We start from the raw sequence: 19,238 nt of genomic DNA on the forward strand, positions 1-19,238 counted from the left end.
GAGCGCGCGGTGTGGAATCCTAACCCTTCGGATGGAGGCGAAAGATGACGCTCTTGCGCTTGTCGCCGCTGGCCCTGTCCAGGTCCCGCTTCGCCCTGTCGCCGCTGGCCGAGACGTTCGGCGCGCTGCGGATGCTGGCGAAGCCGTGCACCGACCCGTGGTTGGCGTCGTGGCACGAGCGGCATGCCGCGACCTTCCGTGCGCGCGTGGCGTCAGACCGGTTCACGGCCGGGCTGGTGCGGCTGCTCGTCACGGCCAGCTGGCTGCCGGACTTCGTCGCCCTGCCCCCGCCCGGCGGTATGCGCACGACGTTCGCGCAGGAGCTCGACGCCGTCCGCCGCTTCTCGGACGCGGAGATACGCGCGCAGATTGAGGCGAGCGACCAGCACACCGACATCGCCGGCGGCCTGGGCTGGCTGGAGGGCACGGACTGGGCCGAACGCTGCGCCCAGCTGCTGGACACGGTCTGGCGCGACCACGTCCTCCCCGACTGGCCACGCCGCCGCGCGCTGCTGGAACGCGAGGTGACGTACCGCGCGGGCCTGGTGGCGGTCTACGGATGGTCCAACGCGCTGGGCACCATGAACAAGCGCAGCGAATGGGTCGGCGAAGACGCGATCCGCTTCAGCCACCGGCCGAACGCCGACCGCATCGTCGGCCCCGAGGGCATGCAGTTCGTCCCGGTCACCCTCTCAAGCGGTACCTGGCTCTGCGAGGTCCCACCCGACAGCTACGCCCTGGTGTACCCGGCACGCGGCGTCGCCGAGCGCGGCGGCGGCCCGGCAGCCGACCGGGTGCGCGCGCTGGAACGCCTGATCGGCCCGGTCCGAGCACGGATCCTGCTGGAGCTGAGCCGCCCGGCGACGACCACCGAACTCGCGACGACGCTGGAGGTCTCGCTGGGCACCGCCGGCGGCCACATCACGGTGCTGCGCGAGGCAGGGCTGATCGAAGGCACGCGGGTGGGGCGGCGGGTCGTCTATCGGCGCACAGATGACGGGGATCGGCTCGCGGCCTGAACGAACCTGCCCAGCTCACCGCCTGCTATCCAGCACGAGGCGCACGATGACCTCGCCGTTGCCGTCCAGATCGCCGGTCGGCACGAACCCGAGCCGCCGGTAGAACCCGGCCGGGTCGCCGTTCGACGGCACGTAACTGGTCAGCAGCTCGGTCGCGCCCTCGGCACAGACGAGACGCGCGACCTGTCGCACCGTCTCGGCACCGTAGCCGCGCCCCTGGTATCGCCGGTCCACGAGGAGTTTCCACAGGAACCACGGCCCGATGACGTCCGGGGGCTGCGGTTCCACGTTCCAGCTCAGCATCACGAATCCGACCGGCTCGCCGTCGGCGTGAACGGCTCGGAACCACGGTCCCGCATGCGGATACGCGACGGCGTCTGCCAACGCGCCACGCACCGAACCGACGAAACGCTCCTGCTCAGGCGCCACCCGGAGCGCCAAGACGGCGTCGCGATTGCCCTCGGTGATCTCATGAAGCGACACGGCCATGGTGGCCAGGCTAGCCGCGCGACCGTCACCGCTCATCCGCATTCCCGACGCGAAGCGAGAGGTGAACTGGTCCTCCTAGTGGGGCCCACGTTTCGCACCCTCAGCCCGGCGGAAGGATCGTCGCTGACAGCGGTGGATCAGTGCCATGAGGAGGCGCGTCCAGGTGGCACCGGCGCGGAGTGAACCCGGAAGCCGCGCCGACCTTTCCCGCCTCCTCGCCTCCGGCCCGTTCTCCGCCGCCCTGCGAGCGGCGATCGCTGACAGCGGCCTGAGCCTCGACCGCATCCAGTACCGCCTGCGGCAGCACGGCACGCCACTCAGCCTGGCCACGCTCAGCAGCTGGCAGTCGGGACGCCGGCAACCGGAGCGCGACGCGTCGATCGCGGCGTTGGGGCGGCTGGAGGAGATCGTCGGCGTGCCGCCGGGGGCGTTGGCCGCGCTGGTCGGGCCGCGGCGGGCGCGGGGGCGGATGGCCTACGCCGAGGCGCCCGACCTGGTGGAGGTCTACCGCGGCTGGGATCCGATCGCCGGGCTGCTCAGCGAGTTCGACACCGGCTCCGACGATCTGTTGGTGCGCCTGTCCCAGTACGAGCGGCTCACAGTCGGCCCCGACCGCCGGCTGCGCGAACTCTACTCCCGCGCGCTGGTCCGGGCCGCCACCAACGACGTGCGCTCGGCCATCGTGATCGACCAGGCCGCCGACGGCAGCGCGCCGCTGATCCGCCCCTTGCGCGGTTGCACGCTCGGCGCCGTCCGCTCCCGGCCCGAGGCCGGGCTGACCATCGCCGAGCTGCGGCTGCCCCGGCCGCTGAACCGCGGCGAGCTGCTGGTCATGGAGTACGTCGTCGAGTTCACCCCGCCGTACCCGAGCGACCGCGAGACCAGCCGGCGGCTGCGGCTGCCGATGCGCGAGCACGTCATCGACGTCGAGTTCACCCGGCCCGCGCTGCCCGCGCGCTGCGTGCAGTTCACGGCTTCCGGGACGGACGACGACGTCGAGACCGAACGCGTCCTGACGCTCGACGAACGGGACCGGGCCTGCGCGATGGGCGTCGACCTCGACCCCTGCGTCATCGGCGTGCGATGGGAGTGGCCCGGGCCGCCGTGATGGGGACGCGGCCCGGGCACCGGGGCGAGACAGGAAAGCAGGCAGGGAAAGGGCAGCGGTCAGGAACTCAGCCAGCTGATGCTGAAGCTCCCGTTGGACAGCGGCGAGTTCTGCGTCAGCGGCGTGTTGCCGCGCTGGATGTCGGTGGAGTTGACCGTGCCGGCCTGGTCCAGGGGCTGTCCGTTGGCCGTGAGGTTGGTGAACGTGACCGACCCGAACGGCGCCACCGGCCCGATGCCGTTCCCCAGGTCCTCCACGATCGCCTCGGCCGAGCCGAGCTGGTCGTTCCCGGTCTCGTTGAACGTCTTCGACCAGCCCTGCGTCGTGTCGCTCTCGGTCAGCGTCCACGCGCTGCCGTTGACCGACACCGACGCGGTGATCTGGTCGCCGGCGTTGACGGTCTCGGTGAAGTAGATCGAGTCCGCCGGATACATCTCCACCCACGGGTAGTAGCCGGCCACCCCGCCCTGGCAGTCCTGGTCGAAGCCGATCTGCTCGACCGTGCTGGTGCCGTAGCCGTCGATGCCGATCCACGGCGAGACCGAGCTGTCCGACACCGACGAGCAGTCCAGCGTGGGCACCGTCCACGAGCCGCTGATCGAGGTGAACTGGTTGCCGGTGTCCGCGTACCCGCCCCAGATCTGGTCGTCGTGCACCTTGTGGTTCCCGGGCCGCGCGTGGTTGTAGTGCGGGAAGGTGGCGGGGGCCTTGGCGTGCGAGGCGTGCGATATGTGCGATATACGCGGCGCGGCGGCGGCCGAGGCGGGGCCGGCCGGGGTCACGGCGAGCAGCACCGAGCTGCCGGCGGCGAGGCAGGCCAGGCCGACCCGGTATCCGGATATTGCCATAATGTTCCTTTCACGTGGGGGTGGCGCCCATCGCAGCAGGCTTATAAGGGAGAGTGGCCGAATACCCTTCCGCTGGAAACCAAGGGAGGGTAAAGCGCGTGATGTCGGCACGTTGACGTTTTCACACTGAAAAGGAACCGCTCCATGACCGTCCAGCACGACTTCCCCCTGAAGCCGGCCCCGATCCACGTGCCCGACGAAGCCCTCGACGACCTGCGGACCCGCCTGGCCCTGACCCGCGCGCCGCTGGACGAGGGCAACGAGGACTGGTCCTACGGCGTGCCGGCCGGCTATCTCAGTGAACTGATCGCCTACTGGCGCGACGGCTTCGACTGGCGCCGCGCCGAGGCCGCCATCAACGCCTACGAGCACTACCAGGTGGACGTCGCCGGCGTCCCTGTCCACTTCCTGCGCAAGCCCGGCCGCGGCCCCCGCCCGATCCCGTTGATCCTCACCCACGGCTGGCCCTGGACGTTCTGGCACTGGTCGAAGGTGATCGACCCGCTCGCCGACCCGGCCGCGTCCGGCGGCGACCCGGCCGACGCCTTCGACGTCATCGTGCCGTCCCTGCCCGGCTTCGGCTTCCCCGGCCCGCTCACCGGCTTCCCCGACGTCAACTTCTGGAAGGTCTCAGACCTCTGGCACACCCTGATGACCGAGACCCTGGGCTACGAGAAGTACGCCGCAGGGGGCTGCGACATCGGCGGCATCGTCACCAGCCAGCTCGGCCACAAGTACGCCGACCAGCTCTACGGCATCCACATCGGATCCGGCCTGCCGCTGGACTTCTTCACCGGCCCGCGCGCCTGGGACTTCGCCCAGAACCGGCCGCTCACCGAGGATCAGAGCCCTGAAATCAGGGCCCGCATCATCGAGCAGGACCACCGTTCGGCCTCCCATCTCGCCGTGCACATGCTCGATGGCGCGACCCTGGCCCACGGCCTGAGCGACTCCCCCGCCGGACTGCTCGCCTGGCTGCTGGAGCGTTGGAACTCCTGGAGCGACAACGGCGGCGACCTGGAGTCCGTCTTCAGCAAGGACGACCTGCTCACCCACGCCACGATCTACTGGGTCACCAACTCCATCGCCACGTCCCTGCGCTACTACGCCAATGCCAACCGCTACCCCTGGTCCCCCTCCCACGACCGCGTCCCGGTCGTCGAGGCCCCGGTCGGCATGACCTTCGTCGCCTACGAGAACCCGCCCGGAATCCACACCTCCGAGGAGCGCGTCCGGGCGTTCACCACCAGCCCCCGCGCCGACTGGTTCAACCACGTCAACGTCACCGCGCACGACCACGGCGGCCACTTCATCCCGTGGGAGAACCCTGATGCCTGGGTCGACGACCTGCGCCGTACTTTCCGGGGCCGGAGGCCGTGAACCGTCGTGCGGGCCCGGCAATGTGGCTTTCACGCCAAATCCGGCCGATCACACGAGTCCGCCGAACCTCACGGGCACCAGCGCCGTGTCGGTCGTGCCAGGGCGCCATCCGCGTGGGATGGCGCAGAGGCATCTGACGATCGGAAGGATCGGCACGATGAGAAGAACGGGTGCCCTAGCAGCGACCGCAACCGCGCTCGGCATCGCCGCAGCGCTCGTCATGAGTCCCATGACGGCGCAGGCGGCGGGAGCCGACACGACCTTCACCTCGATACCGCCGGTGAACCCCGGCACCATGCAACTGATGTCCATCTCCCCGAAATCGGCTTCTGACGCCTGGGCCGTCGGCGTCGACTATCTGAACGCGAACACGGTCATCGCCACGCAGGCCGAGCACTGGAACGGCACCGCGTGGCAGGTCACGCCGACGCCCAGCCCGACCGGAAACGTCGACGTCCTGAACGGTGTCGCGAACATCTCGCCGTCCGACGCCTGGGCGGCCGGCTACAGCCAGAACACCGCCGGGTCCTACTCGGCGCTGCTCGAACAGTGGAACGGCACGCGCTGGGCCGCCGCGCCCGGCGGCAAGGCGGCCACCAGCAGCCAGGAGACCCTGAACGTGGTCGCCGCGACGTCCCCGAGCGACGTCTGGGCGGCCGGCGAGCACTTCGACTCCTCCGCCGGCGGGTTCGTGGGCCTGATCGAGCACTTCAACGGCACGGCGTGGAGCATCGTGCCCAACCCCGACTCGTACACCTCCAACGGGATCCTGCACAGCGTCCCGTCCTGGAACGCGATCGTCGCGCACTCGGCCTCGGACGTGTGGGTGGCATCCAACTCCGGGTCGCAGACCGCCGTCGTCGAGCACTGGGACGGCACGGCGTGGAGCGTGATCCCGACGCCGCAGTTCACGACGCTCAACGGCGTCGGCGTCAACCAGGTGGCGGTCAACGGACTGGCTGCCACCTCGGCGAACGACGTCTGGGCCGTCGGCACGGTCACCGGCTTCGGCCGGCACGCGCCGCGCCTCCAGATCGTCGAGCACTGGAACGGCACGGCCTGGACCGTGGCGACCTCGCCGGCCGGCACGGCGACGCCGCAGGGCCTGTCCAGCGTCGCCGCGCTGTCGCCGACCGACGCCTGGGCCCTCGGGTTCCAGCCCGGCACCGCCAACCCGGCGTTCCAGCACTGGGACGGGACCGCGTGGAGCAACGTCGCCGTGCCGAGTGCGAGCGGCGTCCTGTTCCAACTCGCGGCGGCGCCGAGCAGCACCCTGATGGCGCTGGGCAACACTCAGGCGTTCCTCAGCACCAACGGGTGAGGCTGAGCTGATCAGCTGACAGCCGTGCTCTCGCCGACGAGTACCGAATCGGCGCGGGCACGGCTGTCGTCGGTGAGTTCGGCGCCCGGTTCGCCGCGCCACAGGCGGCCGGCGGATCGCCCTGCCAGATCCGGTCGGCGAGGACCCCGATGCCGACCACGCAGTTCGCGTCGGCGAGGAGCACGGCGAGGACGGACTTGAGGATGACGCCCGTCAGGGGACGGATCGGTCCTCGACGCGCACTTCCAACGGCCCCAGCAGTCCGGCCGGACTCCGTCCTGGTCAAGCGGTTGTCAGCGGCTTCGTCTACGGTCGAAGGCGTGATCACCACGCTGGCCGTCGAGAACTACCGCTCGCTGCGCGACCTCTGCATCCCGGTCGGCCCGCTGACCGTCGTCACCGGCGCCAACGGCAGCGGCAAGTCCAGCCTGTACCGGGCCGTGCGCCTGCTGGCCGACGTCTCGCGCAACGGCGCCGTGGCCGCTCTGGCGCGCGAAGGAGGCCTGCGCTCCACGCTGTGGGCCGGCCCGGAGCGCGGCACGAAGCCGGGTCAGCGGACGCAGGGCACGGTGCGCAGCGTGCCGGTCGGCCTGCGCCTGGGCTTCGGCGGCGACGAGTTCGGCTACGCCATCGACCTCGGCCTGCCGGTACCCAGCGGCGAGCCGGAGGCGGCCAAGTTCAACCTCGACCCGGCGATCAAGACCGAGGCGGTGTGGAGCGGCCCGGTACTGCGCCCGGCGACGTCCCTGATCGAGCGGCACAACGACGTCGTCAAGATCCGCGGCACCGACGGCAAATGGGCCCCGAAGCCCTACCCGATCCAGCAGTTCGACAGCATGCTGAGCGAATTCGCCGACCCCGAGGCCGCCCCAGAACTCTTCCGAGTCCGCGACCGCATCCGCTCCTGGCGCTTCTACGACCACTTCCGCACCGACGCCGACGCCCCAGCCCGCGCCCCCCAAATCGGCACCCGCACCCCAGTGCTGTCGCACGACGGCGCCGACCTCGCCGCCGCCCTCCAGACCATCATCGCCACCGGCCGCCGCACAGAACTGGACGAGGCGATCGACAACGCCTTCCCAGGCAGCCGCCTGGAGGTACAGGTCGAGGCCGACGGCCGCTTCTCCCTCCACCTCTGGCAACACGGCCTCCTCCGCCCCCTCGGCGCCCCGGAACTCTCCGACGGCACCCTGCGCTATCTCCTCCTGGCCGCCGCCCTACTGAGCCCCCGCCCCGCAGACCTCCTGGTGTTCAACGAACCGGAAACCAGCCTCCACCCCGACCTCCTGGCACCACTGGGAGCACTGATCGCAGCAGTATCAGAACGCAGCCAAATAATCGTGGTCTCCCACGCCGACGCCCTGATCCGCGCCATCGCCCGCGCAGCAGGCGAGCTGCGGCGGGATGTCGGAATGGTCGAGCTGGAGAAGGTGAACGGCGAGACGGTGCTGCCGGGGCAGGGGCTGCTGGACTCGCCGCTGTGGTTCTGGCCGAAGCGGTGAACGAGCGGCGGGGCTTCGCGACTGAGTTTGGCGGCCTCGGCCAGTGACGGGCGCGCCCGGCTGGTGGTGTGGTGAGGGGGTCCGAAGGACCATGTGGGGGTTTGGTTCTGGGTCCCTCGCCGCGTCAGCGGGCGCAGCCAACCTGCCCGGTTTGGCGGTGTCAAGCCGGACGAGGCTGGACCACTGCAAGTGTGATGCGGCTTGATTCCGCCAGACCGGGCTGGTTCCGTTTACGGCGATGACGCGGCGAGGGACCCAGAACCTCGGCGACCACAAGCAGCACCGCCGCCGCACAACGCGGCGCAGGCAACAGCGGATAGAAAGCCGAACAGTCACGGGCCGCCACCAAACCACCCGACGCGCGGGTCGCCCCCTCGTCGAGGAGGCCCGCCAGAGGCCTCAACGCACCCACCAAACGCGGCAGACAGCCGCCAGACCAAACGCATGCGCAGTGACTCGGACCAGTGCGCGATCTTGCACGCGAAAACCACCACCCGCCAACGCACCACGCACAGACTCGGACCAGTGCGCGGTCGTGCTCGCGAAAACCGGCGGCCGCCAGCGCAACCCGCAGCGCTCAACCGAACTGCGCTCCCCTGCGAGGCCATCCAACCATTGGCGAAGCCGTCAAAAAACGCCTGTAAACCACGGACCAACCGCACATCCCACGCCCAGCCCACCAGCAACGACTCACCCAAAATCCCACTCAGGCTTCAGCGAGCTCTTCGACAGCAGCCACATCAGTATCCTGCGCTTCGCTATCAGCACCACCGCGCCCCGGCAGCAGCAGACACAACGGCACCGCCGCAGCCGTAAACGCAGCAGCCCACCAAAAAGCGTCGCCGAATCCCGCAGCCTGCGCAGACACCGTGTGCGCGCCAGCCATCGCACGCTGCAGAATCATGACCAGCACCGCAGTGCCCACCGACCCGCCGACCTGCTGTGCAACGCGGCTGATGCTGGAAGCGGCGGGAATCTGGTCACGCTGCAAACCAACGTAAGCGCCGCCCATCAGCGCGATCATCGCTGCGCCGAGCCCCAGGCCGCGGACGAACAGGACCGCCATCAGCACCGTGTTGCTCGTCGTGGCGGTAACGAATCCGAACGGCACCGTGGACGCGAACGTGACAGCGAACGCAACAACAGCGATCGGCCGCGCCCCGAAGCGGTCCATATACCGCCCCGCCAGCGAACGGGAAAGCAGCGTGCCGACGCCCTGCGGAATCAGCAGCAGCGCAGCCCCAAGCGCCGACTCGCCGCGAACCTGCTGCCAATACAGCGGCATCAGCAGCATCGCCCCATAAAGTGCAGCACCGGCCAGGAGCAGCAGAGCTGACGACGAAGCCAGCGACCGGTGCCGGAACAACCGAACGTCGAGCAGCGCGTCAGCGCCGCGACGCAGGGCCCAGGCGACGTACCCGACCAGCAGCACCACCCCGATCAACAGCGGCAACCCGGCCTTGGCACTTGCCAGCCCGCCAGATCCACCGGAACCGCCGAGCTGTGTCAGGCCATAGATGACAGCAGCAACACCGGGCGAAAGCAGCAGCATCCCGACGACGTCCAGACGCGGACGCGGACGCGCCCCATGCCGAGGCCCGTCGTGCGGCAGGTCGCGCCACGCAAGGTAGCCCCCGACCACGCAGAACGGCACGTTGAACAAGAAGATCCAGCGCCAGTCCCCCAGATGCAGAATGACCCCGCCAAGCACCGGCCCGATGACCGGCCCCAGCGCAGTGGGCACCGTGATCAGCGACATGATCCTGCCGATATTGCGACCGCCCGCGGCCTGCATGATCAGCGTGGCCATCAGCACCATCATCACGCCGCCGCCGACGCCCTGAACCACGCGGAACGCGATCAAGCTCAGCGCGTTCCACGCCGCCGCGCACAGCATCGACCCGGCGAAGAACAGCCCGAGCGCCAGGATCCACAACCGCCTACCGCCCAACACCGCCTGAGCCCAGCCGACAGCCGGCATCGTCGCGGACAGTGCCAGCAGATAAGCCGTGGTCACCCACTGAACAGTGGCCAGCGACGTATGCAGCTGCCCAGCAAGGCTGTCGATCGCGACGCTCATGATCGTGGTGTCGAAGATGACGGCGAGCGCCCCGACGATCAGCGTGAACGTCAGCCGCCGCAGAGCGGGATCGATGCGGTCCGACTCCGGCGGCCGGGCAACGGCGGCTGGGGCGGCTGGGGCGGCTGGGCTGGCAGAGCTAGCAGAGGTGGCATCCATCGACGACTCCTTAAGATACAGCGATCTATCTTACGACCCCCACACTAAGCCGCTACGATTAGATACGCAACTCTATCTAACCCAGGGAGCCACAATGCCCGAACGCCGCCGCGGAGCGGCCCTGGAAAACGCCCTCCTAGACGCCGCCTGGCAAGAACTCACCGCCGTCGGCTACGCCCGCTTCACCATGGACGCCGTCGTCAAGCGCGCCGGCACCAGCCCGCCGGTCCTCTACCGCCGCTGGCCCGACCGCGACGCCCTCGTCCGCGCGACCCTCACGCGCGTCCTCCAGAAGAACGTCCTGGTCGCCCCCGACACCGGCAGCCTCCGCAAGGACGTCCTAACCCTCCTGCGCGAGATCAACGCCACCAGCGTCGAGCTCGTCACCGCGATGAGCAGCTACTTCGCCGGCTACCACAAGGAGACCGGAGCCGGCACCGCCGACCTGCGCGACCCCACCGCGACCGGCCGCAAGCAGGCCGTCGACGCGATCTTCGAACGCGCCGTCGAGCGCGGCGAGGCCAAGGCCGACCGCCTCACCGAACGCGTCAAGACCCTGCCGTTCGACCTGCTGCGGCACGAGCTGCTGACGACCTACTCCCCCGCGCCCGACGACGTCCTGGAGGAGATCGTCGATACGATCTTCCTGCCTTTGGTGCGGTAAGAGTGAGCCCCGGTCAGGCGGAGCGCGGAAGCACCTTCCCGACCGTGACCGGAAGCGCGGCGAGCGAACGCTGCCGATGGCTCGACCGCCAGACCAGTTCCTCCGACGGGACCACCAAAGCCAAATCGGGAAGCCTGGCCAACAAGGTCCACAGCGCGATACGCACTTCGAGCCGAGCGAGCGGCGCACCCAAGCAGTAGTGCACTCCGTGGCCGAACGTGACGTGACCCGCGCCAGCCCCGACCCCGGCCCCCGAGATCGCAGCAGCCTCCGGATCACGATTCGCAGAGCTCACCGACAGCAGAACAGTGTCACCGGCCGGGATCACCACGCCCTCACCAAGCGCCACATCCTCAGTCGGAAAGCGGCGGATCGCGGTAGTGCCCGGCTGATCGCGCCGCAGCACCTCCTCCACCAGCGCGGTCATGCCCGGAGTATGCGCGTCCGGCTCGGCACGCACCGCGTCGGCGGCTGCGGAGTCCGCAAGAAGCCGGGCCACCGCCGCGCTGATCACGTGCACCGAGTTCTCGTAGCCCGCGAACAGGATCAGGAAGGCCAACGAGAGCAGCTCGTCCTCGGACAGGCGGTCGGCACCGTCACGTGCCGCGATCATGGCCGAGAGCAGGTCGTCGGCCGGTTCGTCGCGCTTGGCCGCGAGCAGGCCGGACAGCAGGCCGATGATGCCGCGCATAGTCCCGGCCACCTGCTCAGGCCCGTACTCGCCGGGCGCGAGCAGGACCTGCGTGTACCCGCGCAACGTCGCGCCCTGCTCGCCGGGAACGCCCAACAGGTCGCAGATCACTGCGATGGGGAGCGGAGCCGCGTACGCGCTGACCAGGTCCGCCACGCCGGTGTCGGCGGTCGCATCGCCGGCCAGCGCATCGACAAGCTCATCCGCCTGCGCCTGAATCCGCCCACGAAGCCCGTCCACCCGCCGCGCGGTGAACGCCGAAGACACCAGCCAACGCAGCCGCGCGTGGTCCTCGCCGTCCAGGTTCAGCAGGTTCGCCTCCAATGCCGGCGGCAACCCGAAGCCCTGGTAACCAGCCCGCGAAGCCTTCTTGTTCAACGCCAACCGCGGATCGGCAAGCAGATTCCGCACGTCCTCATACCGGCTCACGACCCAGATCCGCTCCCCGCCCGCGAGCCGCGTGAAGTGCACGCCCCCGGGCTCGGCGTGCAGCCGCTCGGCCACCACCTCGTGGTCGGCGCCGAGAACGGGAACGAGCGCGCGGGCGATGTCCGCGTCTGTGACTGTCACCGCACCAGCCTAGTCCCGCACCAACGACGACCTGCTCAGGATCACGATCCCGCCGACCGCCAACGCCCCGGCGGCCACCTGCCCGGCCAACGCCCACGACGTGGCCAGCGGCTCCCGGAACACGACGGCCCCCATCAGCACCGACCCGACCGGCTCCACGGTGTCGATGACCGGCAGGCTGATCGCCAGCGAACCGGCCTGGTAGGAACTCTGGACGAGGAGCAGTCCGGTGACGCCGACGGCGATCAGCGCATACGGCTCCCAGTGCCCCAACGCTCCCCAGCCGTCGTTGCGGAACAGGTCGGCCGCGCTCTTGGTCACCGCGTCGAGCAGCGCCAGCAGCATCCCGGCCGCCGCCGCGTACACAGCGGTCCGGGCCTTCCCCGACGTCCGGATCCCCACCGCGAGCAGCACAGCCACCACCGCCACGACGACGATCAGCACCACCGTCCAGTCCGCGAGTCCCGGAACGGCCGTCCCCGCCACGGAAGGCAGCGCCACCAGAAACGCGGCCATCCCGCCGGCGGTGCACGCGGCGCCGGCCATCTCGGCGCGCGTGAGCCGGCGGCCTCGACGCCACGCGAGCAGCGGCAGCGCGAACAGCAGGTCGGTCGAGGCCAGCGGCATCACCAGCACCAGCGGGCCGAACGCGAGCGCCACGCCCTGGATGCCGAAGGAAGCGACGTCCAGCGCCGCGCCGGCGAGCCACACCGGACGGCGCACCAGGGACAGCACAAGGCTCGGGTGCAAGGATCGCGTCTCGGGGACGGACGCGGCAGCAGACTGCTGGAGCACGGCGGCGACCGCGAAGGCCAGGGCGGCTAAAAGGGCTGCCGTCACTGCTACCGCAATCGTCACATGTCATAGCATGACGGAACAAAGACGACTCGCCACGGGAGACACGCGTGCGCCTGCTGCTGACCACGGACACCCACCTCCCGACCCGCGCCCGAGTCCTGCCCGCGCCGCTGCTCGACGCGCTGGATGAGGCCGACGTCGTGTTCCACGCCGGGGACTGGGTCGACACCGCCACCCTCGACCTGCTCCAGAAGCGTTCGAAGCAGCTGGTCGCGGTCTACGGCAACAACGACGGCCCGGCGTTGCAGGAGCGGCTGCCGTTGGTGGCGCACGTCGAGCTGGAGTCGTGCCGGTTCGCCGTAGTGCACGAGACCGGTCCGGCGAAGGGGCGTGAGAAGCGGTGTGCGGCACAGTTCCCTGACACCGACGTCCTGGTATTCGGGCACAGCCACATCCCGTGGGACAGTCAGGCACCCGGCGGCCTGCGCCTGCTGAACCCCGGTTCGCCGACCGACCGGCGTCGGCAGCCTTTTGCGACGTTCATGACCGCCGTCGTGGAGGACGGCCGGCTCTGCGATGTGCGCTTGCACAACCTGCCGCCTCGCTAAAGAAGGTGCTTGGTACCGCCCCGAGCCCGAAGCGCGGCCGGCGACAACCCCCAATGCCGTTGGAACGACTCGGTGAAGTGGCGACGGTCGAGGTACCCGCAGGAGCGGGCGATCGCGGCGATGGGCGTGTCGCGGTGGCCAGGGTCGCAGAGCAGTTGGGCGGCGGCCTCAAGCCGACAGCGGGCCAGGTAAGCGTGCACGGTGCAACCGGCGAACTCGCGGAACAGCCGGGCCGCGTGCCGCTCGCTCAGGTGCACCTGGGCGGCGACCTCACGGATGCGGACCGGACGGTGGTAGTTGTCCCGTAGGTAGCGGATCATGGTCGTCACGGTCGGGGCGCCGGGGGTGGCGGGAGCGAGGCGGGCCGGCTGGCGCGACAGGCTGCGGGACGGCGGGTCGCTGAGGGCGCGCGCCGTGGCCAGGACGAGCGCGGAGGCCAGGGAGCCGATCATCTCCGCGCTGCCGGGTCCGGGGTCGGCCGCCTCCCGGGCGAGCAGCAGCAGGATGCGGGGAACGGGACCGTCGGCGGCCATCGCGATGCGGTCGTCGCCGGCGGTGAAGGCCTCCATGAGGTCGGAGGCGTCGCGCTCGTTCTCGGCCTTCGCACCGGCCGCGTCCTGAAGCACCGCCCAGGACCAGTACACGATGCCCATCGGATCGTCGTCGGACGCAACAATGTCGTGGACATCGCCGGGCCGGGCCAGGAACAGCTCCCCCGGGCCGATCCGATGATCGATCCCGCTGACACGGAACGTTCCATGCCCCGCGTAGGCGTAACAGAGCTCGTAGCAAGAGTGAACGTGGGGAAAGTTGCGCCAAGGCTCAGGGGCGTAGAAGCCCCAGTCGACGAACTCGATCCGGCGTCCGGCAAGTCGAACACCGACCCGTTCGGCGCGAAGCCGACGCAGGGCCGCGCCCGAGAGGCGCAGCCCGTCCGCCGTGGCGACGTCCGTCACGTCGCAGCGTCCGTCACGGCCGCCGCGCCGTGGGATCGACGCCGCGCAGAATCATCCCCTGCCCGAGCGACCACTGGTGGTCGTCGGTGGTCGGCCGGTCCTCCGGGTCCCGGTACTGCACCAGCCACGTGACGCGCTCCTGGTCGGAGGTGTTGAGACCGGAGCCGTGCACCGTGAGGTAGGTGAAGAACAGCACGTCACCGGCCTCCGCCGGGCACGGCACCGCGTCGTCCAGCCGCCACTGGTCCGGGGCCAGGTGCCAGCTGCCGTCCTCGATGTGCTCCAGCGGACCGTCGCGGTGGCTGCCGGGCACGACGCGGACGCACCCGCGCTCCTCCTCGGCGTCGGTGAAGTGGAAGATCGCGGCGGCGACGGTGTCCTCGGCGTGCGGGAAGAAGGGGTGGTCCTGGTGCATGGGGAACGGGGAGCCGTTCTCCGGCGGCTTGACGAACATCTTGGTGTGGTGGAGCTGGAGGTTGGGGCTGCCGTTCAGCGCCGCGGCGGTGTCGGTGAAGCGGCGGTCGACGAGCAGCCGGGCGAAGGCGGCGGAGTGGAACTGGGTGTCGTGGCAGTGCCGCAGCCGGGTGGCGGCGGTGCCGGCGCCGGCGGCCTCGCGGGCGCTCCCCCACGTCGGGTCGTCGGTCTCGTTGAGGCGCCCCAGGAGGTCGTGGCACTCCTCACGCATCGCGGCGGCCTCATCGACGTTGAGGAGACCCTTCACCAGGAGGTAGCCGTTCTCGCGGTAGAAACGGACATCGGCGTCGGTAATCGGGTACCGCGCGACGGTCGGAGCGGCGGTTTCGGGGACGGTCTGCATGTGCTGTTCGGCCATGTCTTCGAAGGTAGGCGGGGCTCTGGCGCTTGCAGAGCGGCTCGACGGTCACGGAGGTGGGGAATCCGGACAGGCTACGCCCGCGGCTGCGTGGATTTCGCTGTTGTGACCCGGATCACCCACTCCGGATCGAACTACAGCGGGACGGTCCGCATCCTGGTGACATGACCATGTCACTGCCTTCTCCCGAGCTGGAAACCGCCTACGCCGAGACCGTCGAGGCGGAGATGTACTACGTGTGCGAGTCCGGGGCGCCGGCCCCGACCAAGAAGCAGCTCGGCATCACCACCGCGCGGATCGGCGGCGGCGTCGCGCTGTCCATGAAGGAGGACACGACCGGCTTCTGGAGCAAGGCCCTCGGCTTCGGCGCGACCGAGCCGGTCACCGCCGATCTGCTGCGCGAGGTCCTCGCGTTCTTCCGGGACGCCGGCACGCCGTCGGCGACGCTGCAGATCGCCCCGTCGGCGCTGCCCGTGGACTGGCCGGCGATCGCCGCCGACCTCGGGCTCGCCGAAGGCGGCGAGTGGTGGAAGCTGGCCGCGCCGCTGGACCGGGTCGAGGCTCCGGGCACGACGCGGCTGCGGGTCGCGCCGGTCCGTCCCGAGGACGCCGAGGTCTGGGGCCGCGTGGTGGTCCGCGGGTTCGGCATGCCGGAGGACGCCCTGGGCCCCATGGTCGCCGCGTACGTGGAGAACCCGGGCTTCATCCCCTTCGCGGTCTGGGACGGCGAGGACATCGTCGCCGGAGCCAACCTGTTCGTCCACGGTCCGGTCGCCTCGCTCAACTCCGGCTCGACCCTCCCGAGCCACCGCGGCCTCGGCGCGCAGCCGGCGCTCATCGCGGCCCGGATCGAGGCGGCGCGTGAAGCAGGATGCGAATGGGTGGTCGCCGAGACCGGCCGGCCGCAGCCGGGGACCGCCAACGCGTCGCTGGCGAATCTGGAGCGGGCCGGGCTGCACCGGCTGTACGCGCGGCGGAACTGGCGCTGGAGCAATCCGGAGGTCCGGGAGGGCTAGGCGAGTCAGCCCGGCGACACCGGCTCCACATCAGTCCACACCACTCCACGCCAATCCGCGATACCCTCTCAGTCGCTCCACCCTACGCAGAAGGTTGACTCCGTCGGGCTGAGAGGGACATCGCCCATGTCACGACCACGTACGAACCCCCTGTCGAGACGCGTACTCGTCTCAATACTCACCACACTCACACTCGCGACCGCGACGGTGCCGGCCGCCACGGCCGACTCCTCGCAGAGCCCGGCGACGCCGTCCGCGACGTCTGCCGCCACGTCCGCCGCCACGTCCGCCGCCTCGTCCACCGCGGCGACGCTGACCCGGGCCTTCGCGGCCGGACGGCACGTCGGCGGCGACGCGATCGGCGGCATCCGCGCCGGCACCCTGCACACCGGCACGGCGGGCGGCCAGACCTGGGCCGTCGCCGCCTTCGACGCGGCCGACACGGACACGCCGGAGCAGGCCGTCGCGCTGCAGGACGCCAACACCGGTGTCTTCGTCCAGAGCGGGAGCAGCTGGCGGCTGGTCAGCACCGGCCTGTACGGCTGCGCGACCGGCCTGCCCGCCGCGCTGAAGACCGCCTGGAACATCTCCGCGCCAGGCGTGTGCTCGGGCTCCGCGCCGGCCGAGAAGGCCGCGGCCGGCAAGGCGATCGCGGCCAAGCCCGCCGCCGCCAACGATGCGACGCCGCTCGGCCAGAAGATCGCCGACATCGCGCTCAGCCAGGTCGGAGTGCAGACCAATCCCCCGGTGCCGAACTTCAACACCATCGACTGCGACCCGTACAGCACCCTGGTCGCGGGCTTCTCGTCCAACAGCGACGGCTGCGGCTACGACTCTACTTTCAATGTCCGGAACCAGAACGAGACCTGGTGCGCGGACTTCGCGAAGTGGGTGTGGCAGCAGGCGGGCGTCACCGCGGACATGAACACGCTCAACGCCGGCGCGGTCTCGTTCCACACCTGGGCCGTGCACCAGGGGCAGAACCCGCAGGCGAACACCGGCACTCCGGAGCCGGGCGACGCAGTGCTCTTCTACCGCCACGGCCGGCTGCCCAACGGCTTCGCCGACCACGTCGGGCTGATCTCCGGCATCAACGCCGACGGCACCATCAACATGGTCAACGGCGACTTCTCCGGTGACGCGGCGGTGGACGTCCAGTACGACCAGAACATCAAGGACCTGGCCGCCTTCGCCGCGAGCGTGGAGAGCCCGGGCGAGCAGTGGGCCCTGGTGACCCCGCCGACCACCGCGCAGCAGGCGAACCCGACCGGCGCCATGGACGCCGCCATGGTCGCCGTGGACGGCGCCGCCGCGCAGTTCCACGCCTCCGGCTCGGTGTCCGGCGGCACGATCACCGGTTACTACTGGACCTTCGGCGACACCCGGATGACCAACGAGACCGGCGCGGACGTGACGCACGTCTTCAGCGAGCCGGGCACGTACACGGCCACCGTCACGATCACCTCCAGCTTCGGCACCACCACCACGGTGCGCAAGAACATCCAGGTCGTCGCGGCCTCGGCGGCCGTCGCCTCGGCACCGACCGACCAGATCTGGTACGACCCGCTGCCGGTGGTGCAGTACACCTTCACGCGGTCGGCCGGCGGCCTCGCGGTCGACTACTGGAACGGCGGGCAGTGGATCCAGTGGGCGGTGCCGGGGACCCCGGACGCCACCGGGAACATCACGGCCCTGACCTACCCGGACGTGGCGAACGCCAACGTGAACACGGCGCACGCCTTCTACCGCACCGCGAACGGCTCGCTGGCCGAGACCTCGCAGACCTCCAGCGGCTGGCAGACCCAGGCGCTGCCGGGCACGGCGATCGCCGGCGGGGCGGTCAACGCCACGACGACGGCCGACGGCAAGACAGAGGTCTTCTTCGTCAACCGCCACCGCCAGCTGTCCGCGGACGTGCAGACGGCGTCCGGCTGGAGCACCAAGGTGCTCGACCCGGCGCCGGTCGCACAGCCCGGCTCGCTGGTGCTCGCCGACACCACGAACGGCCCGGTCGTCCTCGGGATCGGCGCGGGCGGCCTGGTGACGTCGAGCACTGACATCGGCCCGACCTGGATCACGGTGCCGATGGCGGCGTTCGCGGCGAAGGGCAGCAGCCTGGCCGCGGCGACGACGGCCGCGGGTACCGCAGAGGTCTTCTATACGGCCCCTGACGGCACGCTCGGCGAGGCGACGCAGAACGGTTCCTGCTGGAAGCAGTCCACCCTGCCCGGTTCGCCGACGGCGGCCGGCGGCAAGGCCGCGACGACCTACCTGCTGCCCTCGGTGCTGCCGGCCAACGTCGGCGACTTCCCGCAGCCTCCCGGCACGCTGACCGAGACCAGCGTCAGCGCGCCGCTGGGCATGGAGGTGTTCTACCTGACGGCGTCCGGCGCGCCGGCGGTCACGTACAACGACGGCACCGGCTGGCAGAGCAAGACCCTGCCGGGATCGGCCGACGGCATCGCGGGCGCGATGGCGTACCAGGTCGACGAGCAGCCCTCGAACCTGTACCTGACGAACGCCGGCACCCTCAGCGAGGAGACGACCGGGGCGCGCAGCGGCGACCCGTCCGGCTCCTGGCACTCGGCGCCGGCCCTGCCGACGGCCCCGGCGAGCTGGGCGAACCAGATCGTCCTGTACGCGGCCGACGCCGCGGACGCGGCGACCGCCCAGGCCTCCGCCGCCGCAGCCGGCCTGCCGGCGCAGCAGGTGACCACCTCGTTCGCGGTGGCGTGGGCCGACACGCTCGACGGCAACTACCTGGTGTACGCGGTGGGCACCCCGGCGGTGCGCGCGCTGTACAGCAACGTGTGCAACTGGGCGAACCCCTCGGACCTCCCGGGCCCGGGCACCCCGTTCTCCTACGGCGTCGACCCGGTGAACACGCTGGCCCAGATGGGCCCCGGCAACTTCATCAACGCCGCGGGCGCGACAGCCACCGACACCCAGGCGATCACCACCGACCTGGCGTACTACGCCCTGCACGGCGCGCTGCCGCCGGGGGTGACGTCGGTTCCGGCGCAGGTGGGGGCTCCGTATACGTGCATGGGGAGCCCGAGCTAGTCGACAGCGCGAGGATCGATAGCGACAACAGTAGGACCCTGTAACGCCCCGGGGCGGCCGCGACGTGTTCGCGGTCGCCCTGGCTGTTCACCGCGTCGAATCAGGCGCTTCTGCTTTATGGGTGGGTGCTGGTG

At 70.4% G+C, this 19,238-nt stretch carries 16 protein-coding genes; 9 read left to right on the forward strand and 7 right to left on the reverse strand.

Annotation, left to right across the window (positions count from 1 at the left end; genetic code table 11):
• Positions 1-44: 44 nt before the first annotated feature.
• On the forward strand, positions 45-1,019 hold the full coding sequence (locus GWK61_RS22790; protein ID WP_194911160.1) for a helix-turn-helix domain-containing protein: 975 nt from the start codon (positions 45-47) through the stop codon (positions 1,017-1,019).
• A 15-nt stretch (positions 1,020-1,034) separates the two neighbouring features.
• On the opposite strand, the gene GWK61_RS22795 is transcribed toward GWK61_RS22790, so the two are convergent.
• Positions 1,035-1,508 (reverse strand): GNAT family N-acetyltransferase, encoded by a 474-nt coding sequence (locus GWK61_RS22795; protein ID WP_194911162.1) that lies wholly within the window; start codon positions 1,506-1,508, stop codon positions 1,035-1,037.
• Positions 1,509-1,653: 145 nt separating this feature from the next.
• Here GWK61_RS22795 and GWK61_RS22800 point away from each other — a divergent pair, with 145 nt between their 5' ends.
• Positions 1,654-2,616: a hypothetical protein gene (locus tag GWK61_RS22800; RefSeq protein ID WP_194911164.1), complete on the forward strand. Its 963-nt coding sequence runs from the start codon at positions 1,654-1,656 to the stop codon at positions 2,614-2,616.
• A 59-nt stretch (positions 2,617-2,675) separates the two neighbouring features.
• Here the strand turns inward: GWK61_RS22800 and GWK61_RS22805 are convergent, their stop codons facing one another.
• The gene (locus GWK61_RS22805; RefSeq protein WP_194911166.1) at positions 2,676-3,464 is read right to left on the reverse strand and encodes a G1 family glutamic endopeptidase; all 789 of its coding nucleotides are present in this window, start codon (positions 3,462-3,464) and stop codon (positions 2,676-2,678) included.
• A 144-nt stretch (positions 3,465-3,608) separates the two neighbouring features.
• On the opposite strand from GWK61_RS22805, the gene GWK61_RS22810 reads away from it, so the two are divergent.
• The 3 genes from GWK61_RS22810 to GWK61_RS22820 all read left to right on the forward strand — a co-directional run bounded on the left by GWK61_RS22810 (position 3,609) and on the right by GWK61_RS22820 (position 7,667).
• Positions 3,609-4,844, forward strand: coding sequence for an epoxide hydrolase family protein (locus GWK61_RS22810; RefSeq protein WP_194911168.1), 1,236 nt, complete (start codon positions 3,609-3,611; stop codon positions 4,842-4,844).
• 157 nt (positions 4,845-5,001) lie between these two features.
• Entirely contained in the window at positions 5,002-6,165 is a 1,164-nt protein-coding gene (locus GWK61_RS22815; RefSeq protein WP_194911170.1) for a hypothetical protein, read from the forward strand.
• A 320-nt stretch (positions 6,166-6,485) separates the two neighbouring features.
• Complete coding sequence (locus tag GWK61_RS22820) at positions 6,486-7,667, forward strand: AAA family ATPase (protein WP_194911172.1); 1,182 nt, start codon at positions 6,486-6,488, stop codon at positions 7,665-7,667.
• Between the two features lie 706 nt (positions 7,668-8,373).
• Here GWK61_RS22820 and GWK61_RS22825 read toward each other — a convergent pair.
• On the reverse strand, positions 8,374-9,906 hold the full coding sequence (locus GWK61_RS22825; RefSeq protein WP_194911173.1) for a DHA2 family efflux MFS transporter permease subunit: 1,533 nt from the start codon (positions 9,904-9,906) through the stop codon (positions 8,374-8,376).
• A gap of 94 nt (positions 9,907-10,000) precedes the next feature.
• On the opposite strand from GWK61_RS22825, the gene GWK61_RS22830 reads away from it, so the two are divergent.
• A complete protein-coding gene (locus GWK61_RS22830; RefSeq protein ID WP_194911174.1) occupies positions 10,001-10,570 on the forward strand; it encodes a TetR/AcrR family transcriptional regulator in 570 nt (189 codons plus the stop codon).
• Between the two features lie 13 nt (positions 10,571-10,583).
• Here GWK61_RS22830 and GWK61_RS59690 read toward each other — a convergent pair whose 3' ends face one another.
• Both GWK61_RS59690 and GWK61_RS22840 read right to left on the reverse strand, forming a co-directional pair.
• Positions 10,584-11,831, reverse strand: coding sequence for a cytochrome P450 family protein (locus GWK61_RS59690; protein WP_194911175.1), 1,248 nt, complete (start codon positions 11,829-11,831; stop codon positions 10,584-10,586).
• Positions 11,832-11,840: 9 nt separating this feature from the next.
• A complete protein-coding gene (locus GWK61_RS22840; protein ID WP_194911176.1) occupies positions 11,841-12,689 on the reverse strand; it encodes a DMT family transporter in 849 nt (282 codons plus the stop codon).
• Positions 12,690-12,736: 47 nt separating this feature from the next.
• Between GWK61_RS22840 and GWK61_RS22845 the strand changes: the two genes are divergently transcribed.
• Positions 12,737-13,237: a metallophosphoesterase family protein gene (locus tag GWK61_RS22845; RefSeq protein WP_194911177.1), complete on the forward strand. Its 501-nt coding sequence runs from the start codon at positions 12,737-12,739 to the stop codon at positions 13,235-13,237.
• Here GWK61_RS22845 and GWK61_RS22850 read toward each other — a convergent pair.
• Positions 13,234-14,193 carry a helix-turn-helix domain-containing protein gene (locus GWK61_RS22850; protein ID WP_194911178.1) on the reverse strand — a complete coding sequence of 320 codons (960 nt, stop codon included), beginning with the start codon at positions 14,191-14,193 and terminating at the stop codon, positions 13,234-13,236. The two genes, GWK61_RS22845 and GWK61_RS22850, sit on opposite strands and share 4 nt — an antisense overlap.
• Before the next feature lie 13 nt (positions 14,194-14,206).
• Positions 14,207-15,025, reverse strand: coding sequence for a phytanoyl-CoA dioxygenase family protein (locus GWK61_RS22855; RefSeq protein ID WP_228562773.1), 819 nt, complete (start codon positions 15,023-15,025; stop codon positions 14,207-14,209).
• A gap of 164 nt (positions 15,026-15,189) precedes the next feature.
• Between GWK61_RS22855 and GWK61_RS22860 the strand changes: the two genes are divergently transcribed.
• Together GWK61_RS22860 and GWK61_RS22865 are read left to right on the forward strand one after the other, a co-directional pair.
• On the forward strand, positions 15,190-16,041 hold the full coding sequence (locus GWK61_RS22860) for a GNAT family N-acetyltransferase (RefSeq protein WP_194911180.1): 852 nt from the start codon (positions 15,190-15,192) through the stop codon (positions 16,039-16,041).
• Positions 16,042-16,167: 126 nt separating this feature from the next.
• Positions 16,168-19,104, forward strand: coding sequence for a PKD domain-containing protein (locus GWK61_RS22865; RefSeq protein WP_194911182.1), 2,937 nt, complete (start codon positions 16,168-16,170; stop codon positions 19,102-19,104).
• Positions 19,105-19,238 lie beyond the last annotated feature (134 nt).

This window comes from Catenulispora rubra (assembly GCF_015356825.1).
GTDB classification, from domain to species: Bacteria; Actinomycetota; Actinomycetes; order Streptomycetales; family Catenulisporaceae; genus Catenulispora; species Catenulispora rubra.